The sequence below is a fragment of the Leclercia sp. J807 genome (assembly GCF_009734465.1).
In the GTDB taxonomy this organism is placed as follows: domain Bacteria; phylum Pseudomonadota; class Gammaproteobacteria; order Enterobacterales; family Enterobacteriaceae; genus Enterobacter.
In genome coordinates this window covers 4429726-4452541 of sequence record NZ_CP046446.1, presented here as the reverse complement: position 1 = coordinate 4452541, position 22816 = coordinate 4429726, and the positions used below count along the sequence as shown (strand labels likewise).

Below are 22816 nucleotides of genomic sequence, written 5' to 3'. Positions count from 1 at the left end.
TGGCAGATGCCGTTTAAACCCTTGATCACAGCCGGTATTGAAAACGTACTCAATACCTTTCTGTATCGCTCGCCCGCGCTTAAAACGGCACGCCAGCGACTGAACGGTAAAGTGCTGCGTGTGGTGGTAAAAGAGTTTTCGACCCCGCTGGTGCTGGTATTCAGCGAGCGTCAGCTCGACGTGCTGGGCGAGTGGGAGGGCGAGGCTGACTGCTCTGTTATCACCCATATGAGTACGCTGCCTAAACTGCGCGATCGGCAGCAGCTCACCGCCCTGATCCGTAGCGGGGAGCTGGAAGTCGAAGGCGATATCCAGGTGGTACAAAACTTCGTTTCGCTGGCTGACCTGGCGGAATTTGATCCGGCAGAACTGCTGGCTCCCTGGACGGGCGATATTGCCGCAGAGGGGATCAGTAAAGTGCTGCGTGGCGGTGCCTCATTGCTGAAAAAAGGTTTTCAGCGTCAGCAGCGCTATGCTGCGGAGGTGCTTACCGAAGAGTGGCGCATGGCCCCCGGGCCGCTGGAAGCCGCATGGTTTGCAGAAGAAACCGCCGCGGTTGAACGTTCGGTTGATGCACTGACTAAAAGGCTTGAAAAGCTGGAGGGCAAATGACGCCAGGTGAAATTCGGCGCCTCTATTTTATCATCCGCACCTTTTTGAGCTACGGGCTCGATGAGTTGATCCCTCGAATGCGCATTACCTTGCCGCTGCGCCTCTGGCGGCAAACGCTATTCTGGATGCCAAATCGCCATAAAGACAAGCTGCTCGGTGAGCGTCTGCGGCTGGCGTTGCAGGAGCTGGGTCCGGTATGGATCAAGTTCGGCCAGATGCTCTCGACCCGCCGCGATCTCTTCCCCCCTCAGATTGCCGATCAGCTGGCTCTGCTGCAGGATAAAGTCGCCCCGTTCGACGGCCGGCTGGCAAAGCGGCAGATCGAAAAAGCGATGGGTGATCTCCCGGTTGAAACCTGGTTTGATGATTTTGACATCCAGCCGCTGGCTTCGGCCTCTATCGCTCAGGTTCACACCGCGCGGCTGAAAGAGAACGGCAAAGAGGTGGTCATCAAGGTGATCCGCCCGGACATTCTGCCGATCATCAGAGCCGACATGAGACTCATCTACCGCCTGGCTCGCTGGGTGCCGCGTCTGCTGCCTGATGGCCGTCGCCTGCGTCCGATGGAAGTGGTGCGTGAGTATGAAAAGACGCTGATTGATGAGCTAAATCTGCTGCGTGAATCGGCGAACGCCATTCAGCTGCGCCGCAACTTTGAAAACAGCCCGATGCTGTATGTGCCGGAGGTCTACTCCGACTATTGCAGCCAGGACATGATGGTGATGGAGCGCATCTACGGCATCCCGGTATCGGACGTCGCGACCCTCGAAAAGCAGGGCACCAACATGAAGCTGCTGGCCGAACGTGGCGTGCAGGTCTTCTTTACCCAGGTGTTCCGCGACAGCTTCTTCCATGCCGATATGCACCCGGGCAATATCTTCGTTAGCTACGAGCACCCAGAAGATCCGCAGTACATCGGCATTGACTGCGGTATCGTCGGCTCGCTGAACAAGGAAGATAAGCGCTACCTGGCTGAGAACTTTATCGCCTTCTTTAACCGCGATTACCGTAAAGTGGCCGAACTGCACGTCGACTCCGGTTGGGTTCCGCCGGACACCAACGTCGAAGAGTTTGAGTTCGCCATTCGTACGGTTTGTGAGCCCATTTTCGAGAAACCGCTGGCGGAGATCTCGTTTGGCCATGTGCTGCTGAACCTGTTTAATACCGCCCGACGCTTCAATATGGAAGTGCAGCCGCAATTAGTTTTACTTCAGAAAACATTACTTTACGTTGAAGGGGTGGGGCGGCAACTCTATCCTCAGTTAGACTTATGGAAAACGGCAAAACCGTTCCTTGAGTCATGGATCAAAGACCAGGTTGGGCTGCCCGCGCTGGTCCGCTCCCTGAAAGAGAAAGCGCCGTTCTGGATTGAAAAAATGCCCGAAATTCCTGAACTGGTGTACGACAGTTTGCGTCAGAGCAAAAATCTGCAACATAGCGTGGATAAAATTGCCCGCGAGCTACAGACCAATCATGTGCGTCAGGGCCAGTCCCGGTATCTGTTTGGCATAGGCGCCACGCTGTTGTTAAGCGGCACGCTATTGCTGATCAACCGTCCTGACTGGGAGTTGATGCCCGCCTGGCTGATGGCCGGTGGAGTGGTGGTCTGGCTGGCAGGATGGCGTAAAACACGCTGAATTGCATCGCTATCGCAGGGCCGCATAACGTATAATGCGGCCTGATTAATTTATCATCTACAACTGAGGAAGAAGTATGGGTGGTATCAGTATCTGGCAATTGGTGATTATTGCCGTCATCGTTGTGCTGCTTTTCGGTACCAAAAAACTGGGTTCTATCGGTTCCGATCTTGGTGCCTCCATCAAAGGCTTCAAGAAAGCGATCAAAGATGATGACGAGAAGCAGGACAAATCCAGCCAGGACGCGGATTTCACTGCTAAATCTATCGCCGATAAACCAGACGACGTCAAAAAGGAAAATGCTAAACGCCACGATAACGAGCAGGTGTAATCTGTGTTTGATATTGGTTTTAGCGAACTGCTGCTGGTATTCGTGATTGGCCTCATTGTACTGGGGCCACAGCGTTTGCCGGTGGCAGTAAAAACAATTGCAGGCTGGGTGCGCGCGCTGCGTTCGCTTGCGACAACGGTTCAAAACGAGCTGGCGCAGGAGCTTAAGCTGCAGGAGTTTCAGGACAGCCTGAAAAAAGTGGAGAAGGCGAGCATGGATAACCTGACGCCGGAACTCAAAGCCTCCATGGATGAACTGCGCGAAGCGGCGGAATCCATGAAGCGCTCCTACAGCGTTAACGACCCGGAAAAAGCGAGTGATGAAGCCAACACCATTCGCAATCCGCTGGTCAAAGATAACGAAGCGCAGCACGAAGGCGTAACGCCTGCTACCGCAGAACACCAGGCCACGGCGCCCGAACAGACGCCTGCCGAGCCGGTGACCCCAAAACAAGAACCGACGCCAGCGCCCGCAGAGAAAAAGCCTGCCCCCGCCGCTGATGCGTCCCCCTCGTCGAGTGATAAATCGTAAACATGGCAGTAGATGAAACTCAACCGCTGATTACGCACCTGATCGAGCTGCGTAAACGCCTGCTGAACTGCATTATTGCGGTTTGCCTCATTTTTTTATGCCTGGTCTATTTTGCCAACGACATCTATCAGGTGGTCTCTGCACCCCTGATTAAGCAGATGCCGCTCGGGGCCACCATGATCGCTACCGACGTAGCGTCGCCATTCTTCACGCCGATCAAGCTGACCTTCTGGGTATCGCTGATTGCCTCTGCGCCAGTGATCCTTTACCAGGTCTGGGCCTTTATTGCCCCAGCGCTGTATAAGCATGAACGCCGCCTGGTGATCCCGCTGCTGGTCTCCAGCTCGCTGCTGTTTTATATCGGCATGGCCTTCGCCTACTTCGTGGTTTTCCCGCTGGCCTTTGGCTTCCTGGCAAACACCGCGCCGGTAGGGGTCCAGGTCTCGACGGACATCGCCAGTTATCTGAGCTTTGTGATGGCGCTGTTTATGGCCTTCGGCGTGGCGTTTGAAGTGCCGGTTGCCATCGTGCTGCTCTGCTGGGTGGGGATCACCACGCCGGAAGACTTACGTAAAAAACGGCCATACATTCTGGTGGGTGCCTTTGTCATTGGCATGCTGCTGACGCCGCCGGATGTCTTCTCGCAAACCCTGCTGGCAATCCCGATGTATTGCCTGTTTGAGGTCGGCGTCTTCTTCTCGCGCTTCTATATTGGAAAGCGACGTGAAGATCACGAGGAAGAGTCAGAAGAATAAAACCAACCGCCCGCCAGGGCGGTTGTCATATGGGAGCGAGTATGTTTGATATCGGTCTGAACCTGACCAGCCCGCAGTTTGCCCAGGATCGCGATGAGGTCGTTACCAGGGCCTTTGCCGCCGGGGTAAAGGGCTTACTGCTGACGGGCACCAACCTCCATGAAAGTCAGCAGGCGCAGCAGCTGGCGCAACGTTACGATCGCTGCTGGTCAACGGCAGGCGTTCATCCTCACGACAGCAGCCAATGGACGACAGAGAGCGCAGTCACGCTGCGGGCGTTAGCCGCCTCGCCTGAGGTGGTGGCAATCGGAGAGTGTGGTCTCGACTTTAATCGCAATTTCTCTACCCCCGCCGAGCAGGAGCATGCCTTTAGCGCCCAGCTGGCGTTAGCCGCGGAGCTGGGTATGCCGGTATTTATGCACTGCCGTGATGCTCACGAACGCTTTCTGGCGCTGCTGGAACCCTGGCTGGATAAACTGCCCGGCGCGGTGCTGCACTGTTTTACCGGCACGCGTGAAGAGGCGATAGCTTGTCTGGATCGTGGATTGTATCTGGGGATCACCGGCTGGGTATGCGATGAACGACGCGGGCTGGCGCTACGCGAGCTGCTGCCGGTTATTCCTGCCGAGCGCCTGCTGATTGAGACCGATGCGCCGTACCTGCTGCCGCGCGATCTCAGCCCTAAACCGGCCTCACGGCGTAATGAACCGGCTTATCTGGGACACATCATTGAACGGGTCGCCCACTGGCGCGGCGAAGAGACGCAGTGGCTGGCTGCGCAGACGGATGACAACGTGCGTCGTCTGTTTGGCGTCGACTTTTAAACTTTGCGGAAACTGGTGTTTTTCACGCTCTGCTTCACTTCTTTATTCAGCAAGTTAAGCAGCAGCATGGAGCGGGCTTCCCCATCCGGCTCAGCGAAAATCGCTACCAGCCCTTCGAACGCCCCTTCGGTGATCACCACATCATCGCCGGAGAAGGGCGTATCAGGATCGGTCATGCCTTCTGGCTGTTTATAAACCGAGAGCTGGTGGATGACGGAAGAGGGCACCGTGGCCGGATGAATGCCAAAGCGTACGAAGTGACTGACACCGCGCGTCGCACTGATGGTGGTGGTGTGGATCACTTCAGGGTCGAATTCAACAAACAGATAGTTCGGGAACAGTGGTTCACTGACGTTTGTGCGCTTACCGCGAACCATTTTTTCCAGCGTGATCACAGGCGTCAGACAGTTCACCGCCTGGCGTTCCAGATGTTCCTGAGCACGCTGAAGTTGCCCACGCTTGCAATACAGTAAATACCAGGCCCGCATAATGACTCTTTTCCGCTTGTTATGCCGGCAAGCATATCAAAACCCTGGCGGGATCGCTAAGCTGATTATAATGGCCGTACGCAGAAGAAGCCGTGAATCTTCACGCTAATTTAACAAAAATACAGCATCACGCAGTCTTACGCCGTATAATGAACCGCATACAGAGAGAGCTTGACTAACTGCATGAAATACAACGATCTACGCGACTTCCTGGAACTGCTGGAAAAGCAGGGCGAACTCAAACGCATTACCCTGCCTGTCGATCCTTATCTGGAGATGACAGAGATTGCCGACCGCACCTTGCGTGCCGGTGGGCCCGCGCTGCTGTTTGAAAACCCGAAAGGCTACACCATGCCGGTGCTCTGTAACCTGTTTGGCACACCCAGGCGTGTGGCGATGGGGATGGGGCAGGAAGATGTCAGCGCGCTGCGTGAAGTGGGTAAGCTGCTGGCTTTTCTGAAAGAGCCTGAGCCACCAAAAGGTTTTCGCGATCTCTTTGATAAGCTGCCGCAGTTTAAGCAGGTGTTGAACATGCCAACCAAACGGCTGCGCGGTGCGCCCTGCCAGCAGAAAATTGTGGAAGGCGATGCGGTCGATCTGACCCGTATTCCCATCATGCAGTGCTGGCCAGAAGACGCCGCCCCGCTGATCACCTGGGGTCTGACCGTGACGCGCGGTCCGTACAAAGAGCGGCAGAACCTCGGGATCTACCGTCAGCAGCTCATCGGTAAAAACAAACTCATTATGCGCTGGCTGTCGCACCGCGGCGGCGCGCTGGATTTCCAGGAGTGGTGCGCGGCCCATCCGGGCGAACGCTTCCCGGTCTCCGTGGCGCTGGGTGCCGATCCGGCCACCATACTCGGCGCAGTGACGCCGGTGCCAGACACGCTGTCGGAATATGCCTTTGCTGGGTTACTGCGTGGCACCAAAACCGAAGTGGTCAAGTGCGTTTCTAACGATCTGGAAGTGCCCGCCAGCGCTGAAATCGTCCTCGAAGGCTACATCGAGCCAGGGGAGTTGGCCCCGGAAGGGCCGTATGGCGACCACACCGGCTATTACAATGAAATAGATAACTTCCCGGTATTTACCGTGACCCACATTACCCAGCGGGAAGATGCGATTTACCACTCCACCTATACCGGCCGTCCGCCGGATGAACCCGCGGTGCTCGGTGTGGCGCTGAACGAAGTCTTTGTGCCGATCCTGCAAAAGCAGTTCCCGGAGATCGTTGATTTCTATCTGCCGCCGGAAGGGTGTTCCTATCGCCTGGCGGTGGTAACCATTAAGAAGCAGTATGCGGGTCACGCTAAACGGGTAATGATGGGCGTATGGTCTTTCCTGCGCCAGTTTATGTATACCAAGTTTGTGATCGTTTGCGATGATGACGTCAACGCCCGCGACTGGAATGACGTGATCTGGGCCATTACCACGCGTATGGATCCGGCACGCGATACGGTCTTAGTCGAAAACACGCCAATTGATTACCTGGATTTTGCCTCGCCGGTTTCCGGTCTTGGCTCAAAAATGGGACTGGATGCCACCAATAAATGGCCCGGCGAAACCCAACGTGAATGGGGTCGACCGATCAAAAAGGATCCTGAGGTGACTGCGCGAATTGACGCGATCTGGGATGAACTGGCCATAATGAATAACGGTAAAGACGCCTGAATGCGCCCGTTATGCCCTATAGACTTCCCGACAGAGAGAGCGAATGACAACCTTAAGCTGTAAAGTGACCTCGGTAGACGCTATCACCGACACTGTATATCGCGTCCGTTTAGTACCTGAATCGGCGTTCTCCTTCCGCGCTGGCCAGTATTTAATGGTGGTGATGGATGAGCGGGATAAGCGCCCTTTCTCAATGGCCTCGACGCCGGATGAGCAAGAGTTTATCGAGCTGCACATTGGGGCGTCAGAGCTCAACCTGTATGCGATGGCGGTGATGGATCGCATTCTGAAAGAGAACGTGATTGAAGTTGATATGCCTCACGGCGAAGCCTGGCTGCGCGATGACGAAGAGCGTCCGCTGATCCTGATTGCCGGCGGCACCGGTTTCTCCTACGCGCGCTCTATCCTGCTGACGGCGCTGGCGCGTAACCCGGACCGGGATATCACCATCTACTGGGGTGGCCGCGAGTCGAAGCACCTTTACGATCTGTCCGAGCTGGAAGCGCTGAGCGTGATCCATCCAAACCTGCGTGTTGAGCCGGTGGTGGAGCAGCCGGAAGAGGGATGGCGCGGCCGCAGCGGCACCGTGTTAACGGCGGTACTGCAGGATCATGGCACGCTGGTAAATCACGATATCTATATTGCCGGTCGTTTCGAAATGGCGAAAATTGCCCGTGACCTGTTCTGCAATGAGCGTGGTGCGCGTGAAGATCGTCTGTTTGGCGACGCGTTTGCCTTTATTTGAGACGAAAAAAACCCGCCCCTGACAGGCGGGAAAACGGCAACTAAAACTTTCCCCGTCATCATTCACACTGCCTCTTTGTTGGCTGCCTTTGCTCACCCCGGTCACATAGTTAACTATGTGACCGGGGATTCGCGCAGTTGCCGCCGCGATGCAACGCGAATGATTTAGGGGAATATTCTTCGATTACACCCTCTCAAATACCGTTGCGATCCCCTGACCCAGGCCGATACACATGGTCGCCAGACCAAACTGGGCATCTTTGCGTTCCATCAGGTTAATCAGCGTGGTGCTGATACGCGCCCCGGAACAGCCCAGCGGGTGACCCAGCGCAATGGCACCGCCGTTGAGGTTAATCTTTTCGTCGATCTGATCCATCAGGCCCAGATCCTTAATGCACGGCAGGATCTGCGCGGCGAAGGCTTCGTTCATCTCGAACACATCGATATCGCTGGTGGAAAGCCCGGCTTTTTTCAGCGCCAGCTTTGAGGCCGGTACCGGGCCGTAACCCATAATCGACGGATCGCAGCCCACTACCGCCATCGAGCGGATACGGGCGCGCGGCGTCAGACCCAACTCGCGGGCGCGGCTTTCGCTCATCACCAGCATGGCGGCAGCACCATCGGAGAGGGCGGAAGAGCTGCCCGCCGTCACGGTGCCGGTCACCGGATCAAAGGCCGGTTTCAGCGTAGAGAGCGCTTCAACGGTGGTTTCCGGGCGGATCACTTCGTCGAAGTAGAACTGTTTCAGCACGCCATCGGCATCGTGGCCGCCGGTCGGCAGGATCTCATTTTTGAAGGCGCCGGACTGCGTCGCGGCCCAGGCACGAGCGTGCGAGCGGGCGGCAAAGCTGTCCTGCATTTCACGGCTGATGCCGTGCAGACGGGAGAGCATCTCCGCCGTCAGCCCCATCATGCCCGCGGCTTTCGCCACGGTGCGGCTCATGCCGGGATGGAAATCGACGCCGTGGTTCATCGGCACATGGCCCATGTGTTCCACGCCGCCAATCATGCATACCTGCGCGTCGCCGGTCATGATCATGCGTGCCGCATCGTGCAGGGCCTGCATCGACGAACCGCACAGGCGGTTGACGGTGACAGCCGGTACCGAGTGCGGGATTTCCGCCAGCAGCGCGGCGTTACGGGCGATGTTAAAGCCCTGCTCCAGAGTCTGCTGCACGCAGCCCCAGTAGATATCGTCCAGCGCGGTGGCGTCCAGCGCCGGGTTGCGCGCCAGCAGGCTACGCATTAAATGTGCGGAGAGATCTTCCGCGCGCACGTTACGAAATGCGCCGCCCTTCGAACGGCCCATCGGGGTGCGAATTGCATCGACAATGACAACCTGTTCCATTGTGACTCCTTAAGCCGTTTTCAGTGCGCCAACCGGACGGGCAGGCTCAACCGGGGGATAGTACGCTTCGTTATTACGCGCTTTGGTACGCAGACCTTCCGGTGCATGATACAACGCGCCGAGATGCTCGTACTGTTGCGTCATATCCAGATAGCGGGCGCTGCCGAGCGTATCCAGCCAGCGGAACGCGCCGCCGTGGAACGGAGGGAAGCCCAGGCCGTACACCAGCGCCATATCCGCTTCCGCCGGGCTGGCGATAATGCCCTCTTCGAGACAGCGCACCACTTCGTTGACCATCGGGATCATCATGCGGGCAATAATCTCTTCGTCGCTGAAATCGCGCTTCGCGTGGCTGACCTTTGCCAGCAGGCTGTCCACGGCTGCGTCTTCCTCTTTCTTCGGCTTACCTTTGCTGTCTTCTTTATAACGCCAGAAGCCGAGACCGTTTTTCTGACCGTAGCGGTTCGATTCGAACAGGGCGTCGATGGCATCGCGGTAATCTTTCTGCATCCGCTCCGGGAAACCAGCCGCCATCACCGCCTGGGCGTGATGCGCCGTATCAATACCCACAACATCGAGCAGATAGGCCGGGCCCATTGGCCAGCCAAACTGTTTTTCCATCACTTTGTCGATCTTGCGGAAATCTGCCCCGTCGCGCAGCAGCTGGCTGAAACCGGCGAAGTAGGGGAACAGCACGCGGTTGACGAAGAAGCCCGGGCAGTCATTAACGACAATTGGGGTTTTGCCCATCTTGCTGGCCCACGCCACCACTTTGGCGATCGTTTCATCGGAGGTCTTTTCTCCGCGAATCACTTCAACCAGCGGCATACGGTGCACCGGGTTAAAGAAGTGCATACCGCAGAAGTTTTCCGGGCGCTTCAGCACGCTGGCCAGTTCGCTGATTGGAATGGTAGAGGTGTTGGAGGCCAGCACAGTCTCCGGGCGAACCTTCTCTTCTGTTTCCGCCAGCACCGCTTTTTTCACTTTCGGGTTTTCAACTACCGCTTCGACGACCACATCCACGCGATCGAAACCGCTGTATTCCAGCGTCGGATGAATAGTGGAGATTACGCCGGAGAGCTTCAGACCGTCGATCTTGCCGCGCTCCAGCTGTTTGTTCAGCAGCTTGGCTGCTTCGGTCATGCCCAGCGTTAGTGATTTCTCATTGATGTCTTTCATCACCACCGGCACGCCTTTCCAGGCCGACTGGTAGGCGATGCCGCCGCCCATAATGCCCGCACCCAGCACCGCAGCCTGTTTTGGCGTCTCGACATTTTTGGTCAGCTGCTTCGCTTTGCCCTTCACGAACTGATCGTTGAGGAAAATACCCACCAGGGCACGCGCTTCGTTGGTGTGAGCCAGCGGAACGAAACTTTGGTTTTCTAATTTCAGTGCTTCGTCACGGCCCAGACGTGCGGCGGCTTCGATGGTTTTCACCGCAGTGATCGGCGCCGGATAGTGTTTACCCGCCGTCTGCATCACCATGCCTTTAGCGATGGTGAAACTCATGGTGGCTTCAATTTTACTTAAGTGCAGCGGCTCCAGTTTCGGCTGGCGTTTCGCTTTCCAGTCGAGATCGCCGTTAATCGCCTGGCGCAGTATCGTCAGAGCCCCTTCATGCAATTTTTCCGGCTTAACGACGCCATCCACCAGACCGAGCTTTAACGCCTGATCGGCACTGACATCTTTACCCGCGGCGATAATTTCCAGGGCGCTGTCGGCACCCAGCAGGCGCGGCAGGCGTACCGAGCCGCCAAAGCCCGGCATGATGCCGAGCTTAGTTTCAGGCAGACCAATGCGCAGATCCGGCGTCGCCAGACGATAATCGGTCGCCAGCACGCATTCGCAGCCGCCGCCGAGCGCATAGCCATTGACCGCAGAAAGGGTCGGGACCGGCAGATCTTCCAGGCGGTTAAAGACGCTGTTGGCAAAATGTAGCCACTGGCTCAACTGCTCCTGGGGCACCAGGAACAGCGAGAGGAATTCGGTGATGTCTGCGCCGACAATAAATGCCGCTTTTTCGGAACGCAGCAGCAGACCTTTTAAATCGGTTTGTTTTTCAAGAACGTCCAGCGCCTGGCCAAGGCTGGCCACGGTTGCGGTATCAAGCTTGTTCACTGAGCCGGGGGCGTCGAACACCAGTTCGGCAATGCCACCTTCCAGCCAGTCTACGTACAGGGTGTCGCCTTTGTAGAGCATGTCGGTCTCCTGAATCCAGCAATTGGATCTGGTCATACCAGATGATTCGGAGTGTGGGATTTGTGTTAATGAAATGCAAATTACTCATTAAATAATTGTAGGTCCGATCACGATCGGCGGAGATCACGCAGCCTTTCTGAGGTGTGCTAAGATGCGGATACTTGAGGTCAAAACAAAAGGAAGAACGATGGACTCACTGGCCGCGCTGTATAAAAATCATATTGTTACGTTACAGGAACGTACCCGCGACGTACTGGCTCGCTTTAAGCTGGATGCTTTGCTCATCCATTCCGGGGAGCTGTTTAATGTCTTTCTCGACGATCACGCCTATCCCTTCAAGGTGAACCCGCAATTTAAAGCCTGGGTACCGGTAACCCAGGTTCCCAATTGCTGGTTGCTGGTGGATGGTGTGAACAAGCCAAAACTGTGGTTCTACCTGCCGGTGGATTACTGGCACAACGTGGAACCGCTGCCGACCTCTTTCTGGACGGAAGATATTGAGGTGATCGCCCTGCCGAAAGCTGACGGCATTGGCAGCCAGTTACCTGCTGCCCGAGGCAACATTGCCTATATTGGCCCGGTGCCGGAGCGTGCGCGCGGTCTGGAGATTGCCGCCGATAACATCAACCCAAAAGGCGTTATCGACTATCTGCACTACTATCGCTCCTATAAGACCGACTATGAGCTGGCGTGCATGCGTGAAGCGCAAAAAACCGCAGTCAACGGCCATCGTGCGGCGCACGAAGCCTTCCTGTCCGGCATGAGCGAGTTCGACATTAACCTGGCCTACCTGACGGCCACCGGCCATCGTGATACCGACGTGCCTTACAGCAACATCGTGGCGCTGAATGAGCACGCGGCGGTGCTGCACTACACCAAACTTGATCACCGCGCGCCGTCCGAAATGCGCAGCTTCCTGCTGGATGCCGGTGCGGAGTACAACGGCTATGCCGCTGACCTGACGCGCACCTGGGCCAGCAACAGCGATACCGAGTTCGCCCAGCTGATCAAAGATGTGAATGAAGAGCAACTGGCCCTGATCGCCACCATGAAGGCCGGGGTGAGCTACGTGGATTACCACATTCAGTTCCATCAGCGCATCGCGAAGCTGCTGCGTAAGCACCAGATCGTCAGCGATATGAGCGAAGAGGCGATGGTGGAAAACGACCTGACCGGGCCGTTTATGCCGCACGGGATCGGTCATCCGCTGGGTCTGCAGGTACATGATACCGCTGGCTTTATGCAGGATGACACAGGGACACATCTGGCGGCGCCGTCCAAATATCCCTACCTGCGCTGCACCCGCATTCTGCAACCGCGCATGGTGCTGACCATCGAGCCGGGCATCTACTTTATTGAGTCGCTGCTGGCGCCGTGGCGTGAAGGACAGTTCAGCAAACACTTCAACTGGCAGAAAATCGAAGCGCTGAAGCCGTTTGGTGGGATCCGTATCGAAGATAACGTGGTGATCCACGAGAACGGTACTGAAAACATGACGCGAGATCTGAAGCTGGCGTAATGGAAAGCTGGCTCATACCGGCAGCGCCGGTCACCTTTACGGAAGAGATCAAGAAAAGCCGTTTCATCACGCTGTTGGCGCATACCGACGGCGTGGAGGCGGCGAAGGCGTTTGTAGAGGCAGTAAGAGCGGAACATCCCGACGCCCGCCACCACTGCGTGGCATGGGTGGCCGGGCCGCCTGACGACTCGCAAAAGCTCGGGTTCTCGGATGATGGTGAACCGGCGGGCACGGCGGGCAAACCCATGCTCTCGCAGCTCATGGGCAGCGGCGTTGGCGAAATCACCGCCGTCGTGGTGCGATACTACGGCGGCGTGTTACTGGGAACGGGCGGGCTGGTCAAGGCCTATGGCGGCGGCGTCCAGCAGGCGCTTAATCAGCTGACGACTATCCGCAAAACGCCACTTACCGAATATACTTTATTGTGCGATTACGCCCAGTTATCCGGCATCGAGGCATTGCTGAAGCAGTATCAGGGCCTCATCGTACACAGTGACTACCAAGCGATGGTGCACTTGCGGGTGGCATTACCCCAGGCTTCGCTTCCGGCATTCTCAGCAAAACTGGCTGATTTTAGTCGTGGTTCGTTGCAATTACGGCCAATTGAAGAATAATCCCCACCCTACTTATTGAATACCAAAGGAAGCGGCAGAGATGCATTTTCGTGCCATAACCCGAATCGTTGGATTGTTGGTCATACTCTTTTCCGGGACGATGATCCTCCCGGGACTGGTAGCGCTTATTTATCGGGATGGTGCGGGCCGCGCCTTTACGCAGACCTTTTTCGTCGCGCTGATGATTGGCTCCCTGCTGTGGTGGCCTAACCGCCGTCAGAAAGGGGAGCTGAAATCCCGGGAAGGCTTCCTGATCGTGGTGCTGTTCTGGACCGTGCTGGGCAGCGTGGGGGCATTACCCTTCATCTTCTCGGAACAGCCCAACCTGACCATCACCGATGCCTTCTTTGAATCCTTCTCCGGGCTGACCACCACCGGGGCCACCACGCTGGTGGGGCTGGACTCATTACCTCATGCCATCCTCTTTTACCGGCAGATGCTGCAATGGTTCGGCGGTATGGGGATCATCGTATTAGCCGTGGCGATTCTGCCGATACTGGGCGTCGGGGGGATGCAGCTCTACCGTGCCGAAATGCCGGGGCCGCTGAAAGATAACAAAATGCGCCCGCGTATTGCCGAGACGGCCAAAACGTTATGGCTGATCTATGTGCTGTTGACGGTCGCCTGTGCGCTGGCGCTGTGGTTCGCCGGAATGCCAGCCTTTGATGCCATTGGCCATAGCTTTGCCACCATCGCCATTGGTGGGTTCTCAACTCATGATGCCAGCGTCGGCTATTTTGACAGTCCGACAATCAACACCATCATTGCTATCTTCCTGCTTATCTCCGGCTGTAACTATGGACTGCACTTCTCTTTACTCAGTGGCCGTAATCTGAAGGTCTACTGGCGCGACCCGGAATTCCGCATGTTTATCGGCGTGCAGCTGACGCTGGTGGTGATCTGCACCCTGGTGTTGTGGCTACACGATGTCTATGCCTCGGCGGTCACCACCCTGAACCAGGCCTTCTTCCAGGTGGTATCTATGGCTACTACCGCAGGCTTTACTACCGACAGCATTGCGCGCTGGCCGCTCTTCCTGCCGGTCCTGCTGCTCTGTTCGGCCTTTATCGGCGGCTGTGCCGGTTCGACGGGCGGTGGCCTGAAGGTGATCCGCATCCTGCTGCTCTTTAAACAGGGGAACCGCGAGCTTAAGCGTCTGGTGCACCCGAATGCGGTTTACAGCATCAAACTGGGCAACCGCGCACTGCCGGAGCGTATTCTGGAGGCGGTGTGGGGCTTCTTCTCTGCCTACGCGCTGGTCTTTATCGTCAGTATGCTGGCGATCATCGCGACGGGCGTGGATGACTTTTCGGCCTTTGCTTCCGTTGTCGCCACACTGAACAACCTGGGGCCGGGCCTTGGCGTGGTCGCAGACAACTTTGCCAGTATGAACCCAACCGCGAAGTGGATCCTGATTGCCAACATGCTGTTCGGGCGTCTTGAGGTCTTCACGCTGTTGGTTCTCCTGACACCAACATTCTGGCGCGAATAAGGGAGCCGTTTGTGAAAACATTAATTCTATTTTCAACGCGCGACGGGCAGACGCGGGAGATTGCCGCTTTTCTGGCTTCTGAGTTAAAAGAGCAGGGTATCTATGCGGATGTCGTCAATCTGAACCGCACCGAAGATATTGCATGGCAGGAGTATGACCGCGTGGTGATTGGCGCCTCGATTCGTTACGGCCATTTCCATCCTGCGGTGGATCGCTTCGTGAAAAAACACACGGCAACGCTGAATAGCCTGCCGGGCGCTTTCTTTTCTGTGAATCTGGTGGCGCGTAAAGCGGAAAAGCGTACGCCGCAAACCAACAGCTACACGCGCAAATTTTTACTGAACTCACCCTGGAAGCCAACTGCCTGTGCAGTTTTTGCGGGCGCGCTGCGTTATCCGCGTTACCGCTGGTACGATCGCTTTATGATCCGCCTTATTATGAAGATGACAGGCGGCGAAACGGATACCCGTAAAGAGGTGGTCTACACCGACTGGTCCCAGGTCGCCAGTTTTGCCCGGGAAATTGCGCAATTAACCCGCAATCCGCGGCTTTAATAGTCGCACAGGTCGAAAAATAAGCGAACGGTAAACTTTTTAATATTTCTGCTTGTCACCGTCAGATAACTCCCTATAATGCGCCACCACTGACACGGAACAACGGCAAACACGCCGCCGGGTCAGCGGGGTTCGGTAAGAACCTCACGGAGAAAAGCGAAAATAATCGCTTGACTCTGAGGCGGGGAAGCGTAATATGCACACCCCGCGCCGCAGCGAAAAAGCGAAGCGGCACTGCTCTTTAACAATTTATCAGACAATCTGTGTGGGCACTCAAAGTGACATGGATTCTTAATGTCTTCGGACAATAAATGAATACCAAGTCTCTGAGTGAACACGTAATTCATTACGAAGTTTAATTCACGAGCATCAAACTTAAATTGAAGAGTTTGATCATGGCTCAGATTGAACGCTGGCGGCAGGCCTAACACATGCAAGTCGAACGGTAGCACAGAGAGCTTGCTCTCGGGTGACGAGTGGCGGACGGGTGAGTAATGTCTGGGAAACTGCCTGATGGAGGGGGATAACTACTGGAAACGGTAGCTAATACCGCATAACGTCGCAAGACCAAAGAGGGGGACCTTCGGGCCTCTTGCCATCGGATGTGCCCAGATGGGATTAGCTAGTAGGTGGGGTAATGGCTCACCTAGGCGACGATCCCTAGCTGGTCTGAGAGGATGACCAGCCACACTGGAACTGAGACACGGTCCAGACTCCTACGGGAGGCAGCAGTGGGGAATATTGCACAATGGGCGCAAGCCTGATGCAGCCATGCCGCGTGTATGAAGAAGGCCTTCGGGTTGTAAAGTACTTTCAGCGAGGAGGAAGGCATTGTGGTTAATAACCGCAGTGATTGACGTTACTCGCAGAAGAAGCACCGGCTAACTCCGTGCCAGCAGCCGCGGTAATACGGAGGGTGCAAGCGTTAATCGGAATTACTGGGCGTAAAGCGCACGCAGGCGGTCTGTTAAGTCAGATGTGAAATCCCCGGGCTCAACCTGGGAACTGCATTTGAAACTGGCAGGCTTGAGTCTTGTAGAGGGGGGTAGAATTCCAGGTGTAGCGGTGAAATGCGTAGAGATCTGGAGGAATACCGGTGGCGAAGGCGGCCCCCTGGACAAAGACTGACGCTCAGGTGCGAAAGCGTGGGGAGCAAACAGGATTAGATACCCTGGTAGTCCACGCCGTAAACGATGTCGACTTGGAGGTTGTGCCCTTGAGGCGTGGCTTCCGGAGCTAACGCGTTAAGTCGACCGCCTGGGGAGTACGGCCGCAAGGTTAAAACTCAAATGAATTGACGGGGGCCCGCACAAGCGGTGGAGCATGTGGTTTAATTCGATGCAACGCGAAGAACCTTACCTACTCTTGACATCCAGAGAACTTGGCAGAGATGCCTTGGTGCCTTCGGGAACTCTGAGACAGGTGCTGCATGGCTGTCGTCAGCTCGTGTTGTGAAATGTTGGGTTAAGTCCCGCAACGAGCGCAACCCTTATCCTTTGTTGCCAGCGGTTAGGCCGGGAACTCAAAGGAGACTGCCAGTGATAAACTGGAGGAAGGTGGGGATGACGTCAAGTCATCATGGCCCTTACGAGTAGGGCTACACACGTGCTACAATGGCGCATACAAAGAGAAGCGACCTCGCGAGAGCAAGCGGACCTCATAAAGTGCGTCGTAGTCCGGATTGGAGTCTGCAACTCGACTCCATGAAGTCGGAATCGCTAGTAATCGTAGATCAGAATGCTACGGTGAATACGTTCCCGGGCCTTGTACACACCGCCCGTCACACCATGGGAGTGGGTTGCAAAAGAAGTAGGTAGCTTAACCTTCGGGAGGGCGCTTACCACTTTGTGATTCATGACTGGGGTGAAGTCGTAACAAGGTAACCGTAGGGGAACCTGCGGTTGGATCACCTCCTTACCTTAAAGAACCTGCCTTTGTAGTGCTCACACAGATTGTCTGATAGAAAGTGAAAAGCAAGACGGCTGCGAAGTCGTGACACCTCGTGTCCCCTTCGTCTAGCGGTTAGGACTCCGCCCTTTCACGGCGGCAACAGGGGTTCGAATCCCCTAGGGGACGCCACTTGCTGGGTGTGAGTGAAAGGCACAACCAATCAGTATCTCAAAACTGACTTGCGAGTCATGTTTGCGATATTTGCTCTTTAAAAATCTGGATCAAGCTGAAAATTGAAACGACACGCTGTGTCTGTTCTCCGTAATAAGAACAGAAATGCGGTGTGTTCGAGTCTCTCAAATTTTCACAACGCGAAGTGAAACAGCTTCGGGTTGTGAGGTTAAGCGACTAAGCGTACACGGTGGATGCCCTGGCAGTCAGAGGCGATGAAGGACGTGCTAATCTGCGAAAAGCGCCGGCGAGGTGATATGAACCCTTGACCCGGCGATGTCCGAATGGGGAAACCCAGTGTGATTCGTCACACTATCGTTAGCTGAATACATAGGCTAACGAGGCGAACCGGGGGAACTGAAACATCTAAGTACCCCGAGGAAAAGAAATCAACCGAGATTCCCCCAGTAGCGGCGAGCGAACGGGGAGCAGCCCGGAGTCTGAATCAGCTTGTGTGTTAGTGGAAGCGTCTGGAAAGTCGCAGGGTACAGGGTGATACTCCCGTACACGAAAGCACACATGCTGTGAACTCGAAGAGTAGGGCGGGACACGTGGTATCCTGTCTGAATATGGGGGGACCATCCTCCAAGGCTAAATACTCCTGACTGACCGATAGTGAACCAGTACCGTGAGGGAAAGGCGAAAAGAACCCCGGCGAGGGGAGTGAAAAAGAACCTGAAACCGTGTACGTACAAGCAGTGGGAGCATCCTTCGGGGTGTGACTGCGTACCTTTTGTATAATGGGTCAGCGACTTATATTCTGTAGCAAGGTTAACCGTATAGGGGAGCCGGAGGGAAACCGAGTCTTAACTGGGCGTTAAGTTGCAGGGTATAGACCCGAAACCCGGTGATCTAGCCATGGGCAGGTTGAAGGTTGGGTAACACTAACTGGAGGACCGAACCGACTAATGTTGAAAAATTAGCGGATGACCTGTGGCTGGGGGTGAAAGGCCAATCAAACCGGGAGATAGCTGGTTCTCCCCGAAAGCTATTTAGGTAGCGCCTCGTGAACTCATCCTCGGGGGTAGAGCACTGTTTCGGCTAGGGGGCCATCCCGGCTTACCAACCCGATGCAAACTGCGAATACCGAGGAATGTTATCACGGGAGACACACGGCGGGTGCTAACGTCCGTCGTGAAGAGGGAAACAACCCAGACCGCCAGCTAAGGTCCCAAAGTCATGGTTAAGTGGGAAACGATGTGGGAAGGCACAGACAGCCAGGATGTTGGCTTAGAAGCAGCCATCATTTAAAGAAAGCGTAATAGCTCACTGGTCGAGTCGGCCTGCGCGGAAGATGTAACGGGGCTAAACCATGCACCGAAGCTGCGGCAGCGACACTATGTGTTGTTGGGTAGGGGAGCGTTCTGTAAGCCTGCGAAGGTGTGCTGTGAGGCATGCTGGAGGTATCAGAAGTGCGAATGCTGACATAAGTAACGATAAAGCGGGTGAAAAGCCCGCTCGCCGGAAGACCAAGGGTTCCTGTCCAACGTTAATCGGGGCAGGGTGAGTCGACCCCTAAGGCGAGGCCGAAAGGCGTAGTCGATGGGAAACAGGTTAATATTCCTGTACTCGGTGTTACTGCGAAGGGGGGACGGAGAAGGCTATGTTGGCCGGGCGACGGTTGTCCCGGTTTAAGCATGTAGGCGGAGGTTCCAGGTAAATCCGGTACCTTATTAACGCTGAGGTGTGATGACGAGGCACTACGGTGCTGAAGCAACAAATGCCCTGCTTCCAGGAAAAGCCTCTAAGCATCAGGTAACACCAAATCGTACCCCAAACCGACACAGGTGGTCAGGTAGAGAATACCAAGGCGCTTGAGAGAACTCGGGTGAAGGAACTAGGCAAAATGGTGCCGTAACTTCGGGAGAAGGCACGCTGATATGTAGGTGAAGCCCCTGCGGGTGGAGCTGAAATCAGTCGAAGATACCAGCTGGCTGCAACTGTTTATTAAAAACACAGCACTGTGCAAACACGAAAGTGGACGTATACGGTGTGACGCCTGCCCGGTGCCGGAAGGTTAATTGATGGGGTTAGCGGCAACGCGAAGCTCTTGATCGAAGCCCCGGTAAACGGCGGCCGTAACTATAACGGTCCTAAGGTAGCGAAATTCCTTGTCGGGTAAGTTCCGACCTGCACGAATGGCGTAATGATGGCCAGGCTGTCTCCACCCGAGACTCAGTGAAATTGAAATCGCTGTGAAGATGCAGTGTACCCGCGGCAAGACGGAAAGACCCCGTGAACCTTTACTATAGCTTGACACTGAACACTGGTCCTTGATGTGTAGGATAGGTGGGAGGCTTTGAAGTGTGGACGCCAGTCTGCATGGAGCCGTCCTTGAAATACCACCCTTTAATGGCTGGTGTTCTAACGTGGACCCGTTACCCGGGTTGCGGACAGTGTCTGGTGGGTAGTTTGACTGGGGCGGTCTCCTCCTAAAGAGTAACGGAGGAGCACGAAGGTCAGCTAATCCTGGTCGGACATCAGGAGGTTAGTGCAATGGCATAAGCTGGCTTGACTGCGAGAGTGACGGCTCGAGCAGGTGCGAAAGCAGGTCATAGTGATCCGGTGGTTCTGAATGGAAGGGCCATCGCTCAACGGATAAAAGGTACTCCGGGGATAACAGGCTGATACCGCCCAAGAGTTCATATCGACGGCGGTGTTTGGCACCTCGATGTCGGCTCATCACATCCTGGGGCTGAAGTAGGTCCCAAGGGTATGGCTGTTCGCCATTTAAAGTGGTACGCGAGCTGGGTTTAGAACGTCGTGAGACAGTTCGGTCCCTATCTGCCGTGGGCGCTGGAGAATTGAGGGGGGCTGCTCCTAGTACGAGAGGACCGGAGTGGACGCATCACTGGTGTTCGGGTTGTCATGCCAATGGCACTGCCCGGTAGCTAAATGCGGAAGAGATAAGTGCTGAAAGCATCTAAGCACGAAACTTGCCCCGAGATGAGTTCTCCCTGACCCTTTAAGGGTCCTGAAGGAACGTTGAAGACGACGACGTTGATAGGCCGGGTGTGTAAGCGCAGCGATGCGTTGAGCTAACCGGTACTAATGAACCGTGAGGCTTAACCTTACAACGCCGAAGCTGTTTCGGTGGATTTGAGAGATTTTCAGCTGATACAGATTACAGAATTTGCCTGGCGGCTGTAGCGCGGTGGTCCCACCTGACCCCATGCCGAACTCAGAAGTGAAACGCCGTAGCGCCGATGGTAGTGTGGGGCCTCCCCATGCGAGAGTAGGGAACTGCCAGGCATCAATTAAAGCCGAAAGCCCGTCCGCAAGGACGGGCTTTTTGCGTTTCTGCGCATTCTATCCCGTCTTTAAAGTTATCCCCCTAACCGATTCCATATACGGTAAACTATCCCGGTTTTTGCATCTGGATAGCGTCTATGAATCACTCCCTTAAGCCCTGGAATACCTTCGGTATTGACCGAAATGCCCGTCAGATCGTGCGGGCCGACGATGCGCAGCAACTGCTGGCCGCATGGAATCATGCCACGCAACACCACCTCCCTGTTCTTATTCTGGGCGAAGGCAGTAACGTTCTCTTTCTGGAAGACTTTTCTGGCACGGTGATCGTTAACCGCATCCGCGGGATTAAAGTTGAAGAGGCGCAGGATTGTTGGCGTTTGCATGTGGGAGCCGGGGAAAACTGGCATCGCCTTGTGCAGTTTACCCTTGAAAATAATATGCCGGGGCTGGAAAACCTGGCGCTCATCCCTGGTTGCGCGGGTTCATCCCCTATTCAGAACATCGGTGCCTATGGCATCGAACTCAAACATGTTTGTGATTATGTCGACTGTATCGAGCTGGCAACGGGCAATCCGCTGCGTTTAAGCGCGGAACAGTGCCGCTTTGGCTACCGCGACAGCATTTTTAAACATGAGTATCAGGATAAATATGTCATCGTTGCGGTTGGACTGCGCCTGACCAAAAACTGGCAGCCTGTCCTCACCTACGGCGATCTTACTCGTCTGGATCCTGCCACGGTCACTGCAAAAGAGATTTTCGAGGCGGTTTGCCATATGCGAATGAGTAAATTGCCCGATCCGAAAGTGAACGGAAATGCCGGAAGTTTCTTCAAAAACCCGGTTATCTCCAGTGAAAAAGCCGAAACCTTACTCGCCGAGTGGCCGCTGGCGCCGCACTATCCGCAGGCAGATGGCAGCGTTAAGCTGGCAGCGGGCTGGCTGATCGATCAGTGTCAGCTTAAAGGCACAACCTGTGGCGGCGCAGCGGTACATCGTCAGCAGGCCCTGGTACTTATCAACGAAAACAATGCGACCAGCCGTGATGTCGTGCAGCTGGCCCATCAGGTGCGCCAGCGCGTGGGTAAGAAATTTGATGTCTGGCTGGAGCCGGAGGTGCGCTTTATCGGCCATCACGGTGAAGTTAATGCGGTGGAGGCCATTGCATGAAAGATCATACCGTTCCCCTGAAGCTGATCTCTGTTCTGGCTGATGGCGATTTCCATTCCGGTGAACAGCTGGGGGAACAGCTGGGAATGAGCCGCGCCGCCATTAATAAACATATTCAGACCCTGCGTGACTGGGGAGTGGATGTCTTTACCGTGCCGGGCAAAGGCTACAGCCTGCCGGAGCCGGTTCAGCTCCTGGACGAAGCCTTTATCAGCAGTCAGATCACCGACAGCAGCGTTGCCGTTCTGCCGGTGATTGATTCTACCAACCAGTATCTGCTCGACCGGCTTAACACGCTGCACTCCGGTGACTGCTGCGTGGCAGAATACCAACAGGCGGGTCGTGGCCGCCGGGGACGTAAATGGTTCTCGCCTTTTGGCGCCAATCTTTATCTCTCCATGTACTGGCGTCTGGAACAAGGTCCTGCCGCCGCCATCGGCCTCAGTCTGGTGATTGGCATTGTGCTGGCAGAAGTGTTGCAGTCGCTGGGCGCTGATAAAGTGCGCGTGAAGTGGCCAAACGATCTCTATCTGAACGATCGCAAACTGGCCGGTATTCTGGTAGAACTGACCGGAAAAACCGGTGATGCCGCGCAGATCGTAATGGGTGCCGGCATAAACCTGGTGATGCGCAATGTACAGGCCGAAGATATTAACCAGGGCTGGATCAACCTGCAGGAAGCAGGGATCGTCATCGATCGCAATGTCCTTGCCGTACGGGTGATTAACGAGCTACGCCACTCGCTGAAAATCTTCGAACAGGAAGGTTTAGCCCCGTTTTTGCCTCGCTGGGAAAAGCTGGATAACTTTGCTCACCGTGCGGTGAAGCTGATCATCGGCGACAAAGAGATCTACGGCACGTCGCGCGGTATCAACGAGCAGGGCGCGCTGTTGCTGGAGCAGGATGGCGTGATTAAACCATGGGTCGGCGGCGAGATTTCACTGCGCAGCGCCGAATAAAT

17 protein-coding genes, 1 tRNA gene and 3 rRNA genes are annotated in these 22816 nt (G+C 55.5%); 18 read left to right on the top strand and 3 right to left on the bottom strand.

Annotated elements, in window-relative coordinates; all coding sequences use genetic code 11:
• The first annotated feature begins 6 nt into the window (after positions 1-6).
• The 6 genes from ubiJ to tatD all read left to right on the top strand — a co-directional run bounded on the left by ubiJ (position 7) and on the right by tatD (position 4690).
• Positions 7-612, top strand: a complete 606-nt coding sequence (ubiJ, locus tag GNG26_RS21165; protein ID WP_156240002.1) for a ubiquinone biosynthesis protein UbiJ — start codon at positions 7-9, stop codon at positions 610-612.
• A complete protein-coding gene (ubiB, locus tag GNG26_RS21160; RefSeq protein ID WP_103825355.1) occupies positions 609-2249 on the top strand; it encodes a ubiquinone biosynthesis regulatory protein kinase UbiB in 1641 nt (546 codons plus the stop codon). Before ubiJ ends, ubiB begins: the two co-directional genes overlap by 4 nt.
• Before the next feature lie 76 nt (positions 2250-2325).
• Positions 2326-2580 (top strand): Sec-independent protein translocase subunit TatA, encoded by a 255-nt coding sequence (gene tatA, locus GNG26_RS21155; protein WP_103177421.1) that lies wholly within the window; start codon positions 2326-2328, stop codon positions 2578-2580.
• Between the two features lie 3 nt (positions 2581-2583).
• Positions 2584-3111 (top strand): Sec-independent protein translocase protein TatB, encoded by a 528-nt coding sequence (gene tatB, locus GNG26_RS21150; protein WP_156240001.1) that lies wholly within the window; start codon positions 2584-2586, stop codon positions 3109-3111.
• Positions 3112-3113: 2 nt separating this feature from the next.
• A complete protein-coding gene (tatC, locus tag GNG26_RS21145) occupies positions 3114-3866 on the top strand; it encodes a Sec-independent protein translocase subunit TatC (protein ID WP_156240000.1) in 753 nt (250 codons plus the stop codon).
• 41 nt (positions 3867-3907) lie between these two features.
• On the top strand, positions 3908-4690 hold the full coding sequence (gene tatD / locus GNG26_RS21140; RefSeq protein ID WP_156239998.1) for a 3'-5' ssDNA/RNA exonuclease TatD: 783 nt from the start codon (positions 3908-3910) through the stop codon (positions 4688-4690).
• On the opposite strand, the gene rfaH is transcribed toward tatD, so the two are convergent.
• Positions 4687-5178: a transcription/translation regulatory transformer protein RfaH gene (rfaH, locus tag GNG26_RS21135; protein ID WP_156239996.1), complete on the bottom strand. Its 492-nt coding sequence runs from the start codon at positions 5176-5178 to the stop codon at positions 4687-4689. The genes tatD and rfaH overlap by 4 nt on opposite strands.
• A 183-nt stretch (positions 5179-5361) precedes the next feature.
• Between rfaH and ubiD the strand changes: the two genes are divergently transcribed.
• The gene (ubiD, locus tag GNG26_RS21130; RefSeq protein ID WP_156239994.1) at positions 5362-6846 is read left to right on the top strand and encodes a 4-hydroxy-3-polyprenylbenzoate decarboxylase; all 1485 of its coding nucleotides are present in this window, start codon (positions 5362-5364) and stop codon (positions 6844-6846) included.
• A gap of 43 nt (positions 6847-6889) precedes the next feature.
• Positions 6890-7591 (top strand): NAD(P)H-flavin reductase, encoded by a 702-nt coding sequence (fre, locus tag GNG26_RS21125; RefSeq protein ID WP_114388222.1) that lies wholly within the window; start codon positions 6890-6892, stop codon positions 7589-7591.
• Between the two features lie 183 nt (positions 7592-7774).
• Here fre and fadA read toward each other — a convergent pair whose 3' ends face one another.
• Together fadA and fadB are read right to left on the bottom strand one after the other, a co-directional pair.
• Positions 7775-8938: an acetyl-CoA C-acyltransferase FadA gene (gene fadA, locus GNG26_RS21120; RefSeq protein ID WP_114388220.1), complete on the bottom strand. Its 1164-nt coding sequence runs from the start codon at positions 8936-8938 to the stop codon at positions 7775-7777.
• Between the two features lie 9 nt (positions 8939-8947).
• A complete protein-coding gene (gene fadB / locus GNG26_RS21115) occupies positions 8948-11137 on the bottom strand; it encodes a fatty acid oxidation complex subunit alpha FadB (RefSeq protein ID WP_156240225.1) in 2190 nt (729 codons plus the stop codon).
• A gap of 187 nt (positions 11138-11324) precedes the next feature.
• On the opposite strand from fadB, the gene pepQ reads away from it, so the two are divergent.
• The 10 genes from pepQ to birA all read left to right on the top strand — a co-directional run bounded on the left by pepQ (position 11325) and on the right by birA (position 22814).
• Positions 11325-12656 carry a Xaa-Pro dipeptidase gene (pepQ, locus tag GNG26_RS21110; protein WP_156239993.1) on the top strand — a complete coding sequence of 444 codons (1332 nt, stop codon included), beginning with the start codon at positions 11325-11327 and terminating at the stop codon, positions 12654-12656.
• Positions 12656-13270: an IMPACT family protein gene (locus GNG26_RS21105; RefSeq protein ID WP_114316444.1), complete on the top strand. Its 615-nt coding sequence runs from the start codon at positions 12656-12658 to the stop codon at positions 13268-13270. Before pepQ ends, GNG26_RS21105 begins: the two co-directional genes overlap by 1 nt.
• 40 nt (positions 13271-13310) lie before the next feature.
• On the top strand, positions 13311-14762 hold the full coding sequence (trkH, locus tag GNG26_RS21100; protein WP_103825365.1) for a Trk system potassium transporter TrkH: 1452 nt from the start codon (positions 13311-13313) through the stop codon (positions 14760-14762).
• A gap of 11 nt (positions 14763-14773) precedes the next feature.
• Complete coding sequence (hemG, locus tag GNG26_RS21095) at positions 14774-15316, top strand: menaquinone-dependent protoporphyrinogen IX dehydrogenase (RefSeq protein ID WP_114316446.1); 543 nt, start codon at positions 14774-14776, stop codon at positions 15314-15316.
• Between the two features lie 377 nt (positions 15317-15693).
• Positions 15694-17233 (top strand): 16S ribosomal RNA (locus GNG26_RS21090).
• 87 nt (positions 17234-17320) lie between these two features.
• A tRNA-Glu gene (locus GNG26_RS21085) sits at positions 17321-17395 on the top strand.
• A gap of 209 nt (positions 17396-17604) precedes the next feature.
• A 23S ribosomal RNA gene (locus GNG26_RS21080) occupies positions 17605-20510 on the top strand.
• Positions 20511-20573: 63 nt separating this feature from the next.
• Positions 20574-20689: ribosomal RNA gene (gene rrf / locus GNG26_RS21075) — 5S ribosomal RNA — on the top strand.
• Together the 16S, 23S and 5S rRNA genes with 1 tRNA gene alongside form the textbook arrangement of a ribosomal RNA operon.
• 137 nt (positions 20690-20826) lie before the next feature.
• Positions 20827-21855 (top strand): UDP-N-acetylmuramate dehydrogenase, encoded by a 1029-nt coding sequence (murB, locus tag GNG26_RS21070; protein WP_156239991.1) that lies wholly within the window; start codon positions 20827-20829, stop codon positions 21853-21855.
• Positions 21852-22814 carry a bifunctional biotin--[acetyl-CoA-carboxylase] ligase/biotin operon repressor BirA gene (gene birA, locus GNG26_RS21065; RefSeq protein WP_156239989.1) on the top strand — a complete coding sequence of 321 codons (963 nt, stop codon included), beginning with the start codon at positions 21852-21854 and terminating at the stop codon, positions 22812-22814. Before murB ends, birA begins: the two co-directional genes overlap by 4 nt.
• Positions 22815-22816: the final 2 nt, after the last annotated feature.

What these genes read in the sequence shown, in the direction of transcription:
- ubiJ (WP_156240002.1), top strand. Translation starts at nt 7, where the DNA reads ATGCCGTTTAAACCCTTGATCACAGCCGGTATTGAAAACGTACTCAAT.
- ubiB (WP_103825355.1), top strand. Translation starts at nt 609, where the DNA reads ATGACGCCAGGTGAAATTCGGCGCCTCTATTTTATCATCCGCACCTTT.
- tatA (WP_103177421.1), top strand. Translation starts at nt 2,326, where the DNA reads ATGGGTGGTATCAGTATCTGGCAATTGGTGATTATTGCCGTCATCGTT.
- tatC (WP_156240000.1), top strand. Translation starts at nt 3,114, where the DNA reads ATGGCAGTAGATGAAACTCAACCGCTGATTACGCACCTGATCGAGCTG.
- tatD (WP_156239998.1), top strand. Translation starts at nt 3,908, where the DNA reads ATGTTTGATATCGGTCTGAACCTGACCAGCCCGCAGTTTGCCCAGGAT.
- rfaH (WP_156239996.1), bottom strand. Translation starts at nt 5,178, where the DNA reads ATGCGGGCCTGGTATTTACTGTATTGCAAGCGTGGGCAACTTCAGCGT.
- ubiD (WP_156239994.1), top strand. Translation starts at nt 5,362, where the DNA reads ATGAAATACAACGATCTACGCGACTTCCTGGAACTGCTGGAAAAGCAG.
- fre (WP_114388222.1), top strand. Translation starts at nt 6,890, where the DNA reads ATGACAACCTTAAGCTGTAAAGTGACCTCGGTAGACGCTATCACCGAC.
- fadA (WP_114388220.1), bottom strand. Translation starts at nt 8,938, where the DNA reads ATGGAACAGGTTGTCATTGTCGATGCAATTCGCACCCCGATGGGCCGT.
- fadB (WP_156240225.1), bottom strand. Translation starts at nt 11,137, where the DNA reads ATGCTCTACAAAGGCGACACCCTGTACGTAGACTGGCTGGAAGGTGGC.
- pepQ (WP_156239993.1), top strand. Translation starts at nt 11,325, where the DNA reads ATGGACTCACTGGCCGCGCTGTATAAAAATCATATTGTTACGTTACAG.
- GNG26_RS21105 (WP_114316444.1), top strand. Translation starts at nt 12,656, where the DNA reads ATGGAAAGCTGGCTCATACCGGCAGCGCCGGTCACCTTTACGGAAGAG.
- trkH (WP_103825365.1), top strand. Translation starts at nt 13,311, where the DNA reads ATGCATTTTCGTGCCATAACCCGAATCGTTGGATTGTTGGTCATACTC.
- murB (WP_156239991.1), top strand. Translation starts at nt 20,827, where the DNA reads ATGAATCACTCCCTTAAGCCCTGGAATACCTTCGGTATTGACCGAAAT.
- birA (WP_156239989.1), top strand. Translation starts at nt 21,852, where the DNA reads ATGAAAGATCATACCGTTCCCCTGAAGCTGATCTCTGTTCTGGCTGAT.